Source organism: Alteromonas sp. K632G, assembly GCF_017653625.1.
In the GTDB taxonomy this organism is placed as follows: Bacteria; Pseudomonadota; Gammaproteobacteria; order Enterobacterales; family Alteromonadaceae; genus Alteromonas; species Alteromonas naphthalenivorans.
In genome coordinates, this window is sequence record NZ_JAGGDM010000002.1 from 25786 (window position 1) to 41241 (window position 15456).

At 44.1% G+C, this 15456-nt stretch carries 15 protein-coding genes; 4 read left to right on the plus strand and 11 right to left on the minus strand.

What is annotated here, in order from left to right:
- Positions 1-19 precede the first annotated feature (19 nt).
- From J5X92_RS02790 to J5X92_RS21205, 4 genes are all read right to left on the minus strand, one after another.
- A complete protein-coding gene (locus J5X92_RS02790) occupies positions 20-1528 on the minus strand; it encodes a hypothetical protein (RefSeq protein WP_013786458.1) in 1509 nt (502 codons plus the stop codon).
- 5 nt (positions 1529-1533) lie between these two features.
- Positions 1534-2448, minus strand: a complete 915-nt coding sequence (locus tag J5X92_RS02795; protein ID WP_013786459.1) for an outer membrane lipoprotein-sorting protein — start codon at positions 2446-2448, stop codon at positions 1534-1536.
- Between the two features lies 1 nt (position 2449).
- Entirely contained in the window at positions 2450-5035 is a 2586-nt protein-coding gene (locus J5X92_RS02800) for an MMPL family transporter (protein ID WP_208804539.1), read from the minus strand.
- Positions 5036-5722: 687 nt separating this feature from the next.
- Positions 5723-5854 (minus strand): hypothetical protein, encoded by a 132-nt coding sequence (locus J5X92_RS21205; protein ID WP_256771023.1) that lies wholly within the window; start codon positions 5852-5854, stop codon positions 5723-5725.
- 512 nt (positions 5855-6366) lie between these two features.
- Here J5X92_RS21205 and J5X92_RS02805 point away from each other — a divergent pair.
- Complete coding sequence (locus J5X92_RS02805) at positions 6367-7146, plus strand: siderophore-interacting protein (RefSeq protein ID WP_208804540.1); 780 nt, start codon at positions 6367-6369, stop codon at positions 7144-7146.
- 196 nt (positions 7147-7342) lie between these two features.
- The gene (locus J5X92_RS02810) at positions 7343-7534 is read left to right on the plus strand and encodes a CsbD family protein (protein WP_126874026.1); all 192 of its coding nucleotides are present in this window, start codon (positions 7343-7345) and stop codon (positions 7532-7534) included.
- Between the two features lie 107 nt (positions 7535-7641).
- Here the strand turns inward: J5X92_RS02810 and J5X92_RS02815 are convergent, their stop codons facing one another.
- Genes J5X92_RS02815 through J5X92_RS02825 form a run of 3 tightly spaced genes read right to left on the minus strand, consistent with a single transcriptional unit; the run spans position 7642 to position 9492 of the window.
- Entirely contained in the window at positions 7642-8169 is a 528-nt protein-coding gene (locus J5X92_RS02815) for a hypothetical protein (RefSeq protein WP_126874025.1), read from the minus strand.
- Complete coding sequence (locus J5X92_RS02820) at positions 8159-9007, minus strand: anti-sigma factor (RefSeq protein ID WP_208804541.1); 849 nt, start codon at positions 9005-9007, stop codon at positions 8159-8161. The genes J5X92_RS02815 and J5X92_RS02820 overlap by 11 nt, the downstream gene beginning before the upstream one ends.
- Positions 9004-9492, minus strand: coding sequence for an RNA polymerase sigma factor (locus J5X92_RS02825; protein ID WP_013786467.1), 489 nt, complete (start codon positions 9490-9492; stop codon positions 9004-9006). The genes J5X92_RS02820 and J5X92_RS02825 overlap by 4 nt, the downstream gene beginning before the upstream one ends.
- A gap of 390 nt (positions 9493-9882) precedes the next feature.
- On the opposite strand from J5X92_RS02825, the gene J5X92_RS21365 reads away from it, so the two are divergent.
- A complete protein-coding gene (locus J5X92_RS21365) occupies positions 9883-11100 on the plus strand; it encodes a S8 family serine peptidase (protein ID WP_208804542.1) in 1218 nt (405 codons plus the stop codon).
- 29 nt (positions 11101-11129) lie between these two features.
- On the opposite strand, the gene J5X92_RS02835 is transcribed toward J5X92_RS21365, so the two are convergent.
- The 4 genes from J5X92_RS02835 to arfB form a co-directional block, all read right to left on the minus strand.
- A complete protein-coding gene (locus J5X92_RS02835) occupies positions 11130-12134 on the minus strand; it encodes a hypothetical protein (protein WP_013786469.1) in 1005 nt (334 codons plus the stop codon).
- 161 nt (positions 12135-12295) lie between these two features.
- Positions 12296-12943: a hypothetical protein gene (locus tag J5X92_RS02840; protein ID WP_126874022.1), complete on the minus strand. Its 648-nt coding sequence runs from the start codon at positions 12941-12943 to the stop codon at positions 12296-12298.
- 174 nt (positions 12944-13117) lie between these two features.
- Positions 13118-13795: a hypothetical protein gene (locus J5X92_RS02845; protein ID WP_013786471.1), complete on the minus strand. Its 678-nt coding sequence runs from the start codon at positions 13793-13795 to the stop codon at positions 13118-13120.
- A 150-nt stretch (positions 13796-13945) separates the two neighbouring features.
- Complete coding sequence (gene arfB, locus J5X92_RS02850) at positions 13946-14359, minus strand: alternative ribosome rescue aminoacyl-tRNA hydrolase ArfB (protein ID WP_126874021.1); 414 nt, start codon at positions 14357-14359, stop codon at positions 13946-13948.
- Positions 14360-14497: 138 nt separating this feature from the next.
- On the opposite strand from arfB, the gene J5X92_RS02855 reads away from it, so the two are divergent.
- Positions 14498-15454 (plus strand): alpha/beta hydrolase, encoded by a 957-nt coding sequence (locus J5X92_RS02855; protein WP_208804543.1) that lies wholly within the window; start codon positions 14498-14500, stop codon positions 15452-15454.
- Positions 15455-15456 lie beyond the last annotated feature (2 nt).

Here is a 15456-nt window from a genome sequence, read left to right on the forward strand (position 1 = left end):
CATTTGTTTGCTGCGCAAACTAATAAAAATACCTAAACGCAAAATAGACGTTACTGGCATCTTCGAATTGAGCAAAGAAAGTATGTGTTTCTTCGCCGCTAAATAGGTTTACTCCGCCTCGAACCTGCCATTTATCAGTCGGCGAATAGCTGGCGCTAGCTTTCAAATAACCATCATTATCCGTAGGTGAATAAAATAGAAAGCTATTGATAGTGAGGGTTTGTCGCCACGCCTGCCATGTAATACGACCTGTAACCCAATGGCGATACGCTTCTTGCTCATATTCTGGGTAGAGTGAATGAGTCAATAGTGAATCATGATGTTGAATGGCTTCGGTATACCACTGCACAGCGCCGGTTACATTAGCCATCACTTCTTGGCTGTAACCCAGTAAGAAGCGGCTCTGGGAATTACTCACAGATGGATCAGTACCTTCACTATCTTCCACACTCCGGTAATACGCATACTCTGCATTTGCAATCCCTTTACCCAATGGCATAACGACGCTGGCGCCAATGGCATTTAAGCGGCTATAACGCGGCGCACCCAATTCATCTACGGCGGTGGGTTGCTTGGTATAACCTCGATATCCGTATAACGCAGCCTCAATACTCCCAATCGAGCTGCTAAATGTGCGATGCGCCCGCAACGCCACTTCACTACCACTAGGCGTATTCTCATTACTTACGGTATACGCTGGCGCGATATTTTCATCGGCTTGGGGGCTAAAAAAGGAAAAGACTTCTCCTGTAATACCGATATCAGGTTCAAATTCTGGTGTCACCACAACATCTATATTTATGGCCTCCCAATACCCAGATAACTTAATAGAAGCACTGGGCGCTTTTAAATACTCATCATCACGGCCAGAAAAAAATGACTGATAATCTTTTGGGAAAAGATCGTTTAGAAAGACATAATCACCTGTTCCCCAAGTGAGTACTTGCTGCCCAATTTTCAGGTCAAAAGCATTGCCCCATTGGCCCAAAGCAGCAAGATTGCCTTGCCATGCTAGCTCACGTATCTGAAATTCTCGTTGATGTTTAACGCCGTCGTACCACGCATCGCCCCGAAAACTAAGTTTCGATGCTGCTAGCGCGTAATCAGCGCGTAGTTGCACTCTTGCATCTCGTAAGGTGCTGCTAGCATCAATGGCAGCGTCAGTAGCTACTCGGTTTCCTGCCGCTAACTCGACAAATCCACTTAAGGTGTAAGCGGTAGCGCTATTGTCCTGCTCGCCCCAGTCTTCGCTATCCCAATTATCGTCACTCCAACCTTCGTTGCCCCAGCTGTTATCATCCCACCCTTCATTTTCCAAACTATCGTCACTAGCAGGCTCGGGGTTGTCGATTTGTTCAGTTTTAGCGGGTACATCTTGTGCAATTTCATTCTGGAGTGCTTGTGAATACACCGGAGTTGAAACACTTATTCCCAGCAGCACTATTGCAAGTAGCGCTATTCCCGGTAGCCCGACCTCAAAAAGTGCGCTAACAAAGTATTTCCCTGAAAAAAGCTGTGCTGCCCGCATCACGATTACTCCACAAACTCTCGTGGTGGCACTCGCAAGCTACGTTCGCTAAACACGCTGTCTGGCAACGCAATATCGTACTGAATACCGCGAAATTCCATTAAGGTATAACCCCCTGATGCTAAATCAGACACCTTGCTTCGTACTACCGTTGGGTACCCTTGAACTGTGTCTACTGATACCGCTTCAACTCGGCGGTAATTATCATCTCCTTTGAAAAAGTTGATTAGCGTGGGCAAGTAGGTTTGCTTGTCTATCTCTACGACATAATGAGAGAACTCTACGCTACCGGCGCTTTTAGGCGTTGCGCGTAACACATAGTGGGTATCGGTGGTATTTTGCATAGTGAAGTTGTCTTCTGACACTGCACGGCCCGACACATCTTCATAAAAAAAGTGTGAACCGACAAACGAGGTGCGTTTATCGCCAGCGGCAATGCGCTTTACTAAATCAAGGGCCGGTAAATACAACCAACGATCATCATCGGTATCAATGTTGGTGTGCTTTTCAACTCTAAACACCGTGCCTTTTACTTCGGTTGGGCGGCTGAAAAACACCAGCATTTTTTGGTCGCCGCTTTCAGTACCTTCATTGTTTAGCACGTCTTTACGCAAAATCGTGAACTGACGCATTTGTTTACGCCCTTGACTATCTACGATGATCATTCGCGCCATTGATTTACCGTCATTGCCTGCGTAATAGGCGGCCTTTTCTGACTTCGCAATAATACTCGCCACGTCTTCTTGCGCATTCGCGGTAACGGGAGTCACCGCGGCAAAAGAAAAGCAAAGTAGCAACATACTCGTTAACCAAACACGAACACTCGAGTTGGAGGTTTTAGTGTTGATGTGAGTATTAGCGCGTGCCATACCAGAGAAAACGCGATTAACATTTGTGATGTGAAGCATTGAATTACGCATATTAAGCTCCTTTAAAAACCCAACGTTTTAAAAATACCATGGCCGCGGGTAAGACCAACAAAGTCACCAAGGCAGAAACCGCCATGATACTCGCCAAGAAAACACCCACCGTTATGTAAGGCACTAACGGCGCTAGCAGTAAAGGGGTGAAGCCCAGTGCTATCACCAACGCATTTCGCGTTATTGCACTGGCAGGCTCATCGAACATAGCGTCTAAGGTGTCTGGCACACTACCCGTTTCCTTATAGATTTCACGCGCCCTAGCAAGGAAGTGAATAGCGAAATCCACAGATAACCCCAAGGTAAGCGCCGAAAGTACAGCAATAGGCATGTCGTAGTCTTTACCCACAATGCCAATAAGCCCGTAAATAAAGGTAATCGTGATGGTAAGGGGAAGCATAGCGAGCACGCCAAAAACTAAAGAACGGAACAGTAGTACCATCATCACAAATACAATGACAAAGGCGCTAAGCAAGCTTTCCAACATGCCTGTTACCATATTTTCTTGCCACACCACATTTAAGTAGGCTTTACCTGCCCAGTCGTAGCTTAGCCCTTCTGGTAGTGGGTTATTAGCAAAGTAATCTTCAACAAGCGAAATGACATTCGTCATATCTTGGTTGTCACCGCTGGTTAGCTGTAGCCAAATCAGCGTTTGGCGATAATCCGGCGTGACAAAATGCCACAGGTCTTGAGGACGGTGGGAAGACTGATATTGCATTAGGGTTTGTGCCACGCCTCGGTTGTTGGTGGGCAATGCGTAGTCTACCTCATTACCTGAGCGCAACTCACGATTCACCACTTTGACTACATCAACCAAAGACTGTGATTTACCAATTAAAGGTTGAGTATCTAGGTACGCTTGTAACTTCTCAATATGCGCAAGTACTGCGGGCTGTTGGAAGGTATTGGCATTCCCATTCGCGGCATCAACGACTTGCAATAAGTTGTCTAACGCGGTTAGTTCATCATCGTCGAGATTGCTAAATAGCGCATCATCAATACGCATGGCAAGTTCCGACATTTTGTTAGCATCGTCGCTCTGGTTTATCGACACCTGAGTTTGCTCAACCCATTCATCTAAACTTGATGGTAAATTTGCCTCATTTAATACCTTGATAGCATCAATGCTTTTATTGGTATCTGTAATGACCAAATAAGCATTGTACGTGCCCGCAAACTCTGCATTTAAGGCCCTGTCTGCCACCCTTATTTCATGGTCTTGTTTAAACCAACGCACAGGGTTGTCGTTGATATTAATTTGCGTAATTCCCCACGCTGATACTAGGGTAATTGCACCAAATACAGCAATAATCAGCGCTCTGTGGTTTAGCGCGATGTAGCGTAGTTTAGTAACGGTACGTTTTAGTAACGTGGTACTGCCTTCATTATTATCTGCTTCTTCATTTTGATGTAGCGCGACTTGAAGTTTGCTTAATGCCGCGGGCGACATACGGGAAATATAAGCAGGGATAAACGTAAGAGTAATCAAAAATGCCAATAAAATGCCAAAGCCAATATAAGCACCAAAGATCTGCACGGGCGGTATAGGGGTTAGCATTAAAGAGAAAAAGCCTGCTGATGAAGTGAGTGAGGTAAACAGCATGGGCTTAAACAGGTGCTCAACCACGTGAGTGATCACCTTACCTGCATTTTCACCTGGCTTATAACGGTCGGAAAATTCAGACAATATGTGTACTGAGTCGACTACCGCGATTGGCATGAGAAAAATAGCAATCATGGATGACATAATGTGCACAGTGAATCCCATGCCAATGAGAGCACCCATGGTAATGATAACTGTAGCCATCGCCACTATCATGGGCGCAGTAATAAGCGACCAATTTCTGAAAAATAAGAACAGAAGAATAAAAATCATGGCACCAGCCGCAGGTGCAGCGATAGCCATTTGCACAAACATTTCTACCCCAAACTGATCTTCAGCAACAGGTAAGCCTGTGATGTGCCATTGGCCTGCCGTGTCAACATTCGTTAAATAAGCGCGAATATCTTGGGCAATGCGATAACTTTCATTCTTGTCGGCAATAGGGATATAAATAGCAGCAGCGTTACCTGAAGACGCAGCCAGTGTGTCGTACAGTAACGGCAGCCTTTCGATAGATTTTTGTAGTTCAGCACTTGCGCTTGCGGTTTCAGGTGGGCTGGCCATTAACCATGAAAACTCAAGACTACCGTCACTACCCTGCTTAATGTTGTCTACCGTTGAAAACGACATGACGTCCTGGCTAATAACACCCTCTATGTCCAATACATGGTCAGTCACTTGGTGAATGGCTGCTAAGGTGTCTGGCGTGTATATACCGCTTGTGGCCTCGTCGCTTTTGGCACCCTTTTCCGGCACCACCAAACCAACCACTATCGCATCGTGCATGGAAAAGGTTTGCTTTACCTCATTATGAAAGGTACGAGAGTGATGAGATTCCGCCAGCATGTTTTCAGGATCGGTATCAATCTGAATTAACCGCATTTGAAAAGCGGCAAATGCCGTTATCACGGCGAGAAAAAAATACACCCATCGCCCTTTGTGCGTGCTTACATGCAAAAGCATATCAATTGCTAATTTCATATCAAAAACCTTAATATATTAGATTTTTATTATATTACAATTTGTGCGTTAAACAAGCATATTTTCAAGCAAGGTTACCGTGATTGTCATTGCGTATGTGCATGTCGGTAAGAAACGACACGGCAGTAGGAAAAAATTTCCCACCCATATTTTTTAACATACGCCTAATTAATGCCAAACGTTTTAAATTTAGAATAAAATAGATTTATATCAATAATTTACCATTATATTTAAACAGCTCTAAGTTTTGGCACAAGTTTGGCATTAATTAGACTAACGGATAACAACAGACGTAAACATGATGCTAGGAAGGCATACCGTTACCACGAAGGTAACCATGATATTACAGACTTTATCTGCGCAGGCTGACAACATTGGACGTAAAAGGAAATTCGTCGGCCAAGGATGCAAGGATTGATAGCAAGGTTAACGTCGCTCTGTTGTTTATCGGAAAGTTAAATACGTTTAACGCCAACACGGATGTTGAAAAAGGATGCGTCTTGATGACGAGCAAGGTTGACATTGATGTCGACAAAGCAATCCCCACGGAGTGGTTGATTTGCTTAAAGGAGTTGTTGACGTGAATGACCGATTATCTGTTTTTGCGCCAGTTGAGTGTGATGGCGACTTGGATTAAGTCGTAAAGGCCTGCAGGATGCAGAGTTGCAAACGCTATTTTCGCGATTGTTACTGGATGCCCACATCACTGGCACAGACATTGATGTCCATGTGCAACAAAGGATTGTAACCTATTTGGCTCTGTTGACTCGGCATTATGCCTTCAGCAATGGCCATATCGAGGAACACTAGTAATGTCATCGATATTATTAGTGTGCTGTCACCCGACAGCGTGCCTCTCCCCTCTAAGGCCCTTCCCGGCCTTTTATATACCTCTGATTTTAGCCCGCCTTTGGCGGGCATTTTTTTGCTTGTTAGTTTATTTTTTTTCCTTTTCTTTTAAACCCTTTCCTTTCTTTTTAAACCACTAAACCGATGATAAAAGAGGCCCTGAAAATCACGCTTTTAAAAACTTTTTATTTATTTTTATATTTTGCTGAACTTTTCTTTATTCCACCGCTCTTACTAATACATGGAGTCATTTAGTGTGTTGGCTTTGTGAAGTGTAAATGTGTTTTCCAAGTTATGTTGTGTTTTTCTTAAGGGGCTCTTTAGCCCCTTTCTTTTTGCCTATAAAAAACTTCCTCTTTTCCGTATTACGACCTACTTTTCTAAAAACCAGAATTATTAGCTAGATTTCATCCCAATCTTAGAAATGGAAATGAGAACTATTATCAAATAAGCTATATCCACTGTCGTATTTGGAGAAAATCATGTCTAAACCCGCACCTCGTGTTGTTGAAGTTATCGAGTCTTTCCGTATAACACCAAACATGCAACGTATTGTCCTTGGCGGCGCTACATTAGAAGACTTTCCAGACACTCGCCCTGGCGCTTACGTTAAGTTACTTTTTGATTTAAATGGTGACCCTGTCGTTCAGCCTGCCAAAGATAAACCCGTTGCTATGCGTACCTACACGATAAACAGCTTCGATAGACAAAAAGCACAAATGTCCATTGATATGGTAGTGCATGCAAAAGATGGAGTAACTGGCCCCGCCGCCGCATGGGCGCTAAGCGCAAAAGAAGGTGACAAGCTAACTATTGCAGGCCCTGGTAGCAGTAAAGCGTTAGCAGAGAATTATGACTGGGTACTTTTCGCAGGCGACATGACAGCGCTGCCCAGTAATAGAAACTATTTACAAGCACTTCCTAGCCATACTAAAGGCATTGCAGTTATAGCTATTGAACATGAAACCGATGCTACCACGTTAGAAAAGCCTGAAGGCGTATCGATTCAGTGGGTATCTAAAAAAGAAGCAACATTGTCTGACGCCTTGCAGCGTATTGACTGGCAACAAGGAACCCCTGCTGTATGGGTTGCCTGTGAATTTTCTCAAATGAGAAAAATTCGTTCGTGGCTTAAGGACGAAAAAGAGGTACCCCACAGCCAAGTGTACATTAGCAGCTATTGGCGTGAAGGGCGCAGTGAAGATCAGCATAAGATAGATAAGCGCCAAGATGTTGAAGCCTTTGCACAACAACTTGCCTAACTAGGGCGCGCTGAAACATAAAACCCTGTATGACTTTCAGCGCCCTGTAAATAATGCAGGGCATTGACAATAGCACCTTCTTCTAAAACAGTAAAAACCTCTATTTTTCATAATGTTAATCTTTGGAATGGGGATTGCTACTTATTAAGTGCAGTTCACAATAACCACTCGGTTATTCTTTTTAAAGGAGCAACATATGAACAATGATCGTATCGAAGGCAACTGGAAAGAAATGAAAGGTAAGGTACAACAGCAATGGGGTAAACTTACCGATGATGACCTAGACGTAATAGATGGTCGTCGTGAAGAATTAGTAGGTAAAATTCAGCAAGCATACGGCAAGAGCCGTGAAGAAGCCGAAAAAGAAGTGGATAACCATTTCAACTAGGCACTTTACCTAAGCCTTAACGGCTTGCAGCACAAAAAAAGCCCCATTCGGGGCTTTTTTTATACATAACACAACCTAACCTTTAGGGCTAAGCACCTTGTAAGTGCTTAAGGTGAAGATTCCGTATCAGGTTTTAAGTTGTTGCTAATTTCTCTTGCATCAAAACTGGTGGCCGACGTGGGCCGTGTACCTTTTCCCATCTCAATATTCAAAATACTTTCGATTTCGCTCTTTTGCGAACCACCTACGAAAATGCCAGATTCAAACTGGGTTGTAGGATGATAAGACGTTCTACAAGTAATAACGCCACATTCAGTTACCCGCGCATAGCGTTGGCTGAAGCCAACCTGAGGTGATGTTTGTACGCGCTCTTTATCTACCATGGTTTCCCGATCGGTTACTACAAACCAATCATACCCTTTCAGTAAGGTCAGCTCCGCTGAACGGTACATGGCATAGTCCATAGCCTTACTCTTATCAGACCCTCTACCTTTGAAGTGAACGCGGTATTGGGTTTCACTTAATTTACTTTCGGTATACCCAAAACCACCATTAGATGCCTGTCGATAATCGGGTTGACTCGCGCACCCCGCCATTAGCATTACTGCTAGAAACGCTATAAATTTAGTTTTCATAAACGACTCCTTCGGCAGTCTTAGACTGCCATCCATGATTAATAGCTTGCTGCTCTTGTTCTCTGTTTAATGGCGTCGATACCATTAACAAATCTATCTCTTCATCAAGTACTTTATTGGCACTTGCCGTTTGATACTCACTTTTGTTGCGACCCGCTGTCATCAGCTTACTCGCGTGAAGTTGCCAAATGCCTTGTTCATTTTTACACGCAATCATGATATTCAGTTCATCTTCACCTTGTATCTGCGCTTGTCTGCACAACTGTGATTGTTTATTCATAAACGACAGTTGTGGCACTATCTCCATGCCCGCATCGGTTACCATCATCTCACCCGTTAGATTATTATCGAGGGCTGTAGATACATTCGCCCAATGGTTATTCGTTGACGAAGTGCCAGCAGGATCTAGGGGGTCTGTATACTCTGATTGCATCAAGGTTAACCCTGCCACTAACGCCACTCCAGCCGCTAACGATAAAGGGAATTTCCACTTCCCACTACGTTTAGCGTCTTGGGCTTTGCGATTAAACGAAGTAACGTTGCTTGGCATCCTCTCACTTGCCTGGCTTGCACTTACATGGTCTGAGTCGAAATCTGCTTGCTCAAGATAGGCTTCTGAGGTCGCATCATCTGCAAGTAATGCCACTACGCTATTAGGTAAAGGTTTTTGCGTTGCAGCATCAGCCGCTGCTTTCACCATCATGTCTACCTGCGCTAAAGACGCTAAGCGGTCTGACAGTGCAAGATCACTGGCAATAGCAGTTCTGACATGTTCCATGTCGTCATCGCTAAGTTCTGCGTCTAAAAATGCACAAAGCATTTCGTCAGATATTGTCATAACACCACCTCTTGTTGTGGGTTTAGCATATTACTGAGTTTGCTTCTTGCCCTAGCAAGTCTGCTCATAATAGTCCCAGCAGGCACCTCAAGTACCTCTGAAGCATCTGCGTAGCTCATTCCTTGTATAGCAATAAGTGACAAGGTCTCTCGTTGTTCTGGGGGTAATTCCCCCATGGCTTTACTTACTTGCTTTAGCGTAATACCACCTGAAAGGGCTTCATCCAAATGCGCCTCATCCTTAGCCTGCAATTCAGGGCTAACCGCCGCACTTGTTCTTACTTTTTGCGCACGATACTCATCTATCCATAAATTGCGGCAAACTCGAAATGCCCATGCCATTAATGTGGCATCTTGTGGCAAAGGTTTAGTCAGTAGCTTCTCAATCGTATTTTGCAGTAAATCATCAGCATCATGTATATTGCCGGTAAGTGAAAACGCAAATTTTCTTAATGATGGAACGAGTTCAGTCACTTCTTCTTTCATACAACTTCCTATGAAATCATGCTTTATACCTAGTTAACGTTTGATGCCGTGATTTATTCCCAAGGAACGGGAATTTTTTACATCACCAAACGTTAATTAAGTACGAGAAAAGGGTTATCCCATCATTAAGGGCACGTTTTATGCCAGCTTTATTTATGGATAGGTTGACCGAGTCCTTCGCGGTGAGTAACAAGCACGCTGGGCCCGGTGATGCCTGTATGGGTTTAGTCGCAAAGCAAGTGAGGTAAAATTATGAAGTGCAGATCGCTTTGTCAGCGCGTAGTAGGCGGCTTAATATTTACAATGGGCAGCGTGTGAAGCTTAAATGCCAGCGCCCAGTTAACTATTGGCCGTCAAATAATCGAACCCGTCAGGCCTATCATTGATAGCGTGCCCGTTGATGTAGGCACCGTGCGAGATGTGCTTGAAACTCAGGTAACACAAGGTGTTGAAAGTAGGTTTGACACCTTAGCTAACATACCTGCCCCGCAATTTTCTGTTCCATCGCCCCTAAGCCTTGCCTCGCCTTCAGGCACTCTTGTACTAAAAGAAGTAAAAGCCCCTGATGGATTTTTAGCATTGGAAAGAGAATGGTTAGTTGTCGGTAGCGAGGCTGACAAAACTCACTTTTCTCACCCCGACATCACCATTGAATCGTCTCGCCATTTAGCCGCTATAGACCAATGGATTTACCGTTTAAAGGTTAATACTAGCCTCGATGAACTGTCTCAAATAAGAAACAGCTTACCGGAAACACTAAAAACGCAAGTAGGTCGTAATCATATTTATTTAACGCAAGGCATGGGCGCAGCAGAAAGCGCTAAAATCAAAAACAACAACCAAGACATGCTAGCTAACATTACAACTACTGATAAACCAGGCGTTTGCCAAATACCTGTTCGTATTGGAATGATAGATACCAGCATTGCGCAAAACCACAAAGCACTGGAACACCTTGTTATTGAACAACAGCCTTTTCTTCCACAAGCTTTACCAACTACCCAAGTACACGGTACGTCAGTAGCCAGCTTATTGGCAGATAATATGCGTGCAGGAAGTCACCTCTATAACGCTAGCGTCTTTTATACGCGAAACAGTATTAGTCAGGGCGCGACCTTATTATCATTAATTGATGGTCTCAACTATTTAGTCGCCAAACAGGTTGATGTTATTAATATGAGCTTAGCAGGGCCAGAAAACTCGGTACTGGCCAACGTTATACAAAAAATCAGTGAGCAAGGGGTGCAAATTATTGCAGCAGTTGGAAACGAAGGACCAGCCTCTCCGCCTTTGTTTCCCGCGGCATACCCGTCAACTATTGCGGTAACAGCAGTAGACAATAACCACGCTATCTATCGATGGGCCAATCAAGGTAACTATGTTGATTTTGCGGCCAGCGGTGTTTCAGTAGAAGTCGCACATCCAGATGGTACGACTAGCCGTGAGACCGGCACATCGATGGCAACGCCTTTTGTTTCAGCCCGCTATGCCTGTCTATTTCGCGCTAGTTCAAATCCAGCCCAAGCGTTAGTCACATTGCGCGACCAAGCTATAGATGCTGGAGCACCGGGACGAGACCCGGTTTTTGGCGTAGGTATTCTCCATTAGTTAAATCAACAGTGAATGCTATTGTGCTATCAAAAATGAAATCTAACACCAATTTCACCAATGGTTTCTTGATAGTCTGCCGATACTAAGGTTGAACCATAGTCTTTGTATTGCGTGCTTACGATAAAATCTACGTTCTCCATAGCAGCATATTCTATGCTCGCTTTGAAAACATGCCTATCATCCTCTCGTCGCCTGCCGCCTTGTTGTTCAAACTCACTGAAAGGTGCTCCTGAAGCAGTAGGCTCGCTGCTTAGGCTACCTTGACCATAGTGTCTGTTTTCCATTTCATAACCGAGCTTGATATCGAGTGCGCTACCCCACAAGCTGGCGGGGTAAGCATAACTGGCGTCAATACCATAGCTGGAATAGTCGAACGCTTGGTTCAAGGCATCTTCATTTTGATATTTCGCGCCCAATTGCATAAAGCTTTGGTTTTTAAAAAACCAGAAACCGTCAATGCGGCTAGATAGCGCATCGGCGTCGCGCTCTGGCACCGATTCAAACGACTTATCGATGGTGTCGACACTTAATCGCCAGTAACCTTGCGTAAACGCACTGTTGGCCAATGAAACACCGCTTTGTTGGTAAGTGAGAAAAGCATTGTTATCAAGGTCAGCATTTGCGTAATAGTGATGAACGCCAATTTTAGTCCAAGACAATTGGTAACTCGCCTCGCCCGACAAGGTAGTGATAGCTAGGTCAAAATTCGACAGTGCATTGTAGCGCGTTTCACTATGCTGTGCAGACGCACTGAATTGCCATTTATCGGTAGGCATTAACGCTAGCTTAAGCTTCGCATTCCCTTTAATTGCTGAGTCGGATGTGTCGGTATTCGTATCAAGTTCACTAACGTTCACATTTGAGTCGTGATGAGCACCGATATAGGCTTCTCCAGTCACTTTTATCAACTTGTGTCCGTCAGTTTCTGCGCTGTTTTCTGACTGACTCGCCATGGCAATTTTGCCAATTAAGCTTAATGCAATAGATAGACTTAATACGCTTAATAATGATGTGGAGGTTTTAAGGCTCATGCAGGTGTCCTACTAAATCGAATGCTCACGGAATTAACACATGGAAGTAAGGGCGGGGCTGGGAGTAGCGCCCCCCTTGTTTATATAACCTTCATAGTTATTGGAATAACCAGAGGTGGCGGCGGTTCAAGATTCGTCTATTACCTTGAACCGCGTGACTTTTACTGGTTCAAAATGCCAGCAATACTTCCGCTCACCGTGTTTTCAACGGTGGTGGAAACCGTATTTTCGATTTGCCCACTTACTTGGCCAGATACCTGGCTAGCCACGCTTTCTTCAACCTGCGATTGCGCTACTGCTTCAACTGATTGGGTAAGTGTTGAGGAGACTATGGCATTGACATCCGCCGCCTGCGAAACACTGCTATCAACGGCGCCTGATACCATATCTGTGGCAGTTGAAGCGGTAATATCTAAGGCGCCTGCAGCATTAGAAGCAATGGTTTGCGTTGCCGCACCGCTGCCTACTAGAGCACTTTGGGCACTGGTAAGTTGAGTAAGCATTTCGCCGCTTGCCGCATCAGATGTTTCTGATGTGTCGTTAGTAGTGGCAGTAGCATCAGCCTGGTCTGCGTTTTGCGTTTCGCTGCTAGCTTCAGTTTCTGTAACACTATTTGACTGTGCATCTGCGTTTGCAGAAGCTGAAGTTTGTGAGGACATTGACTGAGTAGCACTTGCTTGCTCACCAGATACATTGGTTGAAGCTTGGGTGCTATTGAACACTGAAACAGATGTATCGACAGCCTGAGCTAGCGCCACGTTTGAAGTAAGACCTAGTGCAACAATTAAAGCAGTATGTAGTTTGTTCATTCGTTTATTTCCTGTTTTTCATCAAAGACACTTAAATAACGAATGAACCTCAGAGTTTATTCCCAACAAGCGATAAAAAATTTTCCACAAACAAAAACACCCCGCTTTAGGCGGGGTGTTTCATTTAATTCAAAAATCTAAAAAAGCTATACAAAACAGCGTAATGAAGACATCTTAATCACCAGAGGCATTGAGTCCAGCTTCCCACCAAGGTGATGAATAATCAATATTTTCTTGAGGAAGTACATTAGAGTAACGCATTCTTACCGACTCCCAAAAAGCCGCTTTGAAAACAGGATCGTAAATGACAAACTCGCCTTGTGAGCGATATTGCTCGAACAAATCCTTATAGGCACCAACGGGGGTAAGCGGATTACTTTGCTGGAAAACAACGTCTCCACCAAAGGTTTCATACAGTGACTTAGACACCTTCCAACTCTTAGCCATGCCTTCTGCCATGGCTAAACGATAACGTTCAACTTCTTCATCTGAGTATTCAGCATTGTGGCTTAAATCGACTGTCCAGGTTTTTATAACCGCGTAAGCAGACTCAACTTCACTATTTGAAGGCTCAATATTGTTCTCGTCGGCAAAGTCAGCAATAACAGATTCGCTAATTTTAGTGCCTAACGCACGCTGAGCTAAAAGTTTACGGATCTCAACTTCAGATTTGTCACTAAGAATTGACTGGAAGCGATCTACATCACTTTGGCTAGGTTGTAGTTCGCTATTTGAAATAGTTTTACCGAAGAGTTTCGCGATAATTTCGTTGGCGGCTTGTGGCGTATTTATCCCAAGCGAGACAACGATGGCAGCGAAAAGTACCATAGGTATAATGTCAGACCGTGTCATTGAAGAAATTCCCTAATATCCACAACAGCTTGAGCGCAAAACGTATTCTTTAATCGTATATTTTTCGTATCTAACTCATTAATACGTAGAATGTTCCATTCATTTCACGAAACGACGTCGCTGAAGAGCTATACTTTAGGCTAAAGTCGCTTAAATATCCACTTTTTTCCGCATAGACTTTCTCACACTTTGTTGCTTTTTGGCCTCGCCGCGTCTTGCTTTTACCGCACGGCTCATGCGGGTTGCCTTCCTTGGTTTTTGTTTTTTGGTGGCACTGACTATCCACGCTTTCAAACGCACAATAGCATCTTCCCGGTTCTGTTCTTGGGTTCGAGAATTCTGCGCTTTTAGCACAAACACGCCATCGTTAGAAATTCGGCTGTCTTTTGTATTTAGCAGCGTATCTTTTACCTCTTGCGGCAAAGACGAGGCAGGTATATCAAGGCGCAGATGGATAGCACTGCTCACTTTATTGACATTTTGCCCACCGGCACCCTGTGCTCTGATGGCTTGCATTTCAATGTCGCTATCTTCTAGCGTAATAGTAGGGGTAATCGTAATCATAGCTTAACGGTTATATTCTTCACTTGTAAATTATTTGACAGTTTATGCGTTGCACCCAGCCTCATGGAAAAAGGCTTACATTGACTGTTTATTCATTTCTTATTAGTTTACTAATTACGCTAATAAAGGAAACATATTGTGGTGGTTATTTATTTTATTGTCGCACTTATCTTCTGCCTGTTACTGGCGTCATGGCTTTTCACTCAACATATCGATAAAAAAATCGAAAAAAACTTCCGTCCACCAGGCCAATTTTTAAATGTGCAGCATGAAAAAATTCACTACACCAAACAAGGGCAAGGCCCTACCCTTGTTCTTATTCATGGACTTGCGGGTAATGCGCTTAATTTTACAGCCTTAGCGAATCAGTTAACTAAGCACTATACCGTATACAGTATTGACCGCCCTGGAAGTGGCTTTTCTACTCGTCATCGTAACATACCAGCAGATTTCAACGTCCAAAGCGCCACTATTTTAGATTGGATGTCGCAGTTAAACATAGATGAAGCTTTTGTTGCTGGGCACTCTATGGGAGGCGCTATTGCTTTACGCATGGCACTAGACGCACCGGATAAAATTAAATCTGTCTCGCTGCTTTGCCCCTTAACCGTGCCCTTAACGAAAGGACCGGGTCCATTAACTATGCTGTACATTCCTTATCAAGGGTTGCGCAGGGTTATCAGTCGTACATTGGCCGCACCGCTGCGTATACTTTTTGGAAAGAAACAAGTCGCTCAAATCTTTTTCCCAGAGCGGGTACCCTCGAACTTTGGAATTGAAAGCGGTGGGGCGCTAGCGCTGCATTCAGAGAGTTTTTATCAAGCTAGCTGTGATATGGTAGCGTCAACGGAAAGCTTGTATAAACAGTTTGAACATTACGAAAAAATTTCCTGTCCGGTGGGTATTTTATATGGTGAACAAGACGCTATCTTATCCCCCGATGCGCATATGTCATTTATTGCTACATCGCTTCCCAACAGCATGGCAGAAATTATCCCCAATGCGGGTCATATGATAATTAATACTCAGCCTGAAGCCTGCTTCAATTTCATCAATAAAGTGAACAAATTAGACGCTCAGGGCAAGCTCGCTTAATC

What these genes read in the sequence shown, in the direction of transcription:
- arfB (WP_126874021.1), bottom strand. Translation starts at nt 14,359, where the DNA reads ATGATTACGATTACCCCTACTATTACGCTAGAAGATAGCGACATTGAA.
- J5X92_RS02790 (WP_013786458.1), bottom strand. Translation starts at nt 1,528, where the DNA reads ATGCGGGCAGCACAGCTTTTTTCAGGGAAATACTTTGTTAGCGCACTT.
- J5X92_RS02815 (WP_126874025.1), bottom strand. Translation starts at nt 8,169, where the DNA reads ATGAAAACTAAATTTATAGCGTTTCTAGCAGTAATGCTAATGGCGGGG.
- J5X92_RS02825 (WP_013786467.1), bottom strand. Translation starts at nt 9,492, where the DNA reads ATGAAAGAAGAAGTGACTGAACTCGTTCCATCATTAAGAAAATTTGCG.
- J5X92_RS02800 (WP_208804539.1), bottom strand. Translation starts at nt 5,035, where the DNA reads ATGAAATTAGCAATTGATATGCTTTTGCATGTAAGCACGCACAAAGGG.
- J5X92_RS02810 (WP_126874026.1), top strand. Translation starts at nt 7,343, where the DNA reads ATGAACAATGATCGTATCGAAGGCAACTGGAAAGAAATGAAAGGTAAG.
- J5X92_RS21205 (WP_256771023.1), bottom strand. Translation starts at nt 5,854, where the DNA reads ATGACATTACTAGTGTTCCTCGATATGGCCATTGCTGAAGGCATAATG.
- J5X92_RS02845 (WP_013786471.1), bottom strand. Translation starts at nt 13,795, where the DNA reads ATGACACGGTCTGACATTATACCTATGGTACTTTTCGCTGCCATCGTT.
- J5X92_RS02840 (WP_126874022.1), bottom strand. Translation starts at nt 12,943, where the DNA reads ATGAACAAACTACATACTGCTTTAATTGTTGCACTAGGTCTTACTTCA.
- J5X92_RS02805 (WP_208804540.1), top strand. Translation starts at nt 6,367, where the DNA reads ATGTCTAAACCCGCACCTCGTGTTGTTGAAGTTATCGAGTCTTTCCGT.
- J5X92_RS02835 (WP_013786469.1), bottom strand. Translation starts at nt 12,134, where the DNA reads ATGAGCCTTAAAACCTCCACATCATTATTAAGCGTATTAAGTCTATCT.
- J5X92_RS02820 (WP_208804541.1), bottom strand. Translation starts at nt 9,007, where the DNA reads ATGACAATATCTGACGAAATGCTTTGTGCATTTTTAGACGCAGAACTT.
- J5X92_RS02795 (WP_013786459.1), bottom strand. Translation starts at nt 2,448, where the DNA reads ATGCGTAATTCAATGCTTCACATCACAAATGTTAATCGCGTTTTCTCT.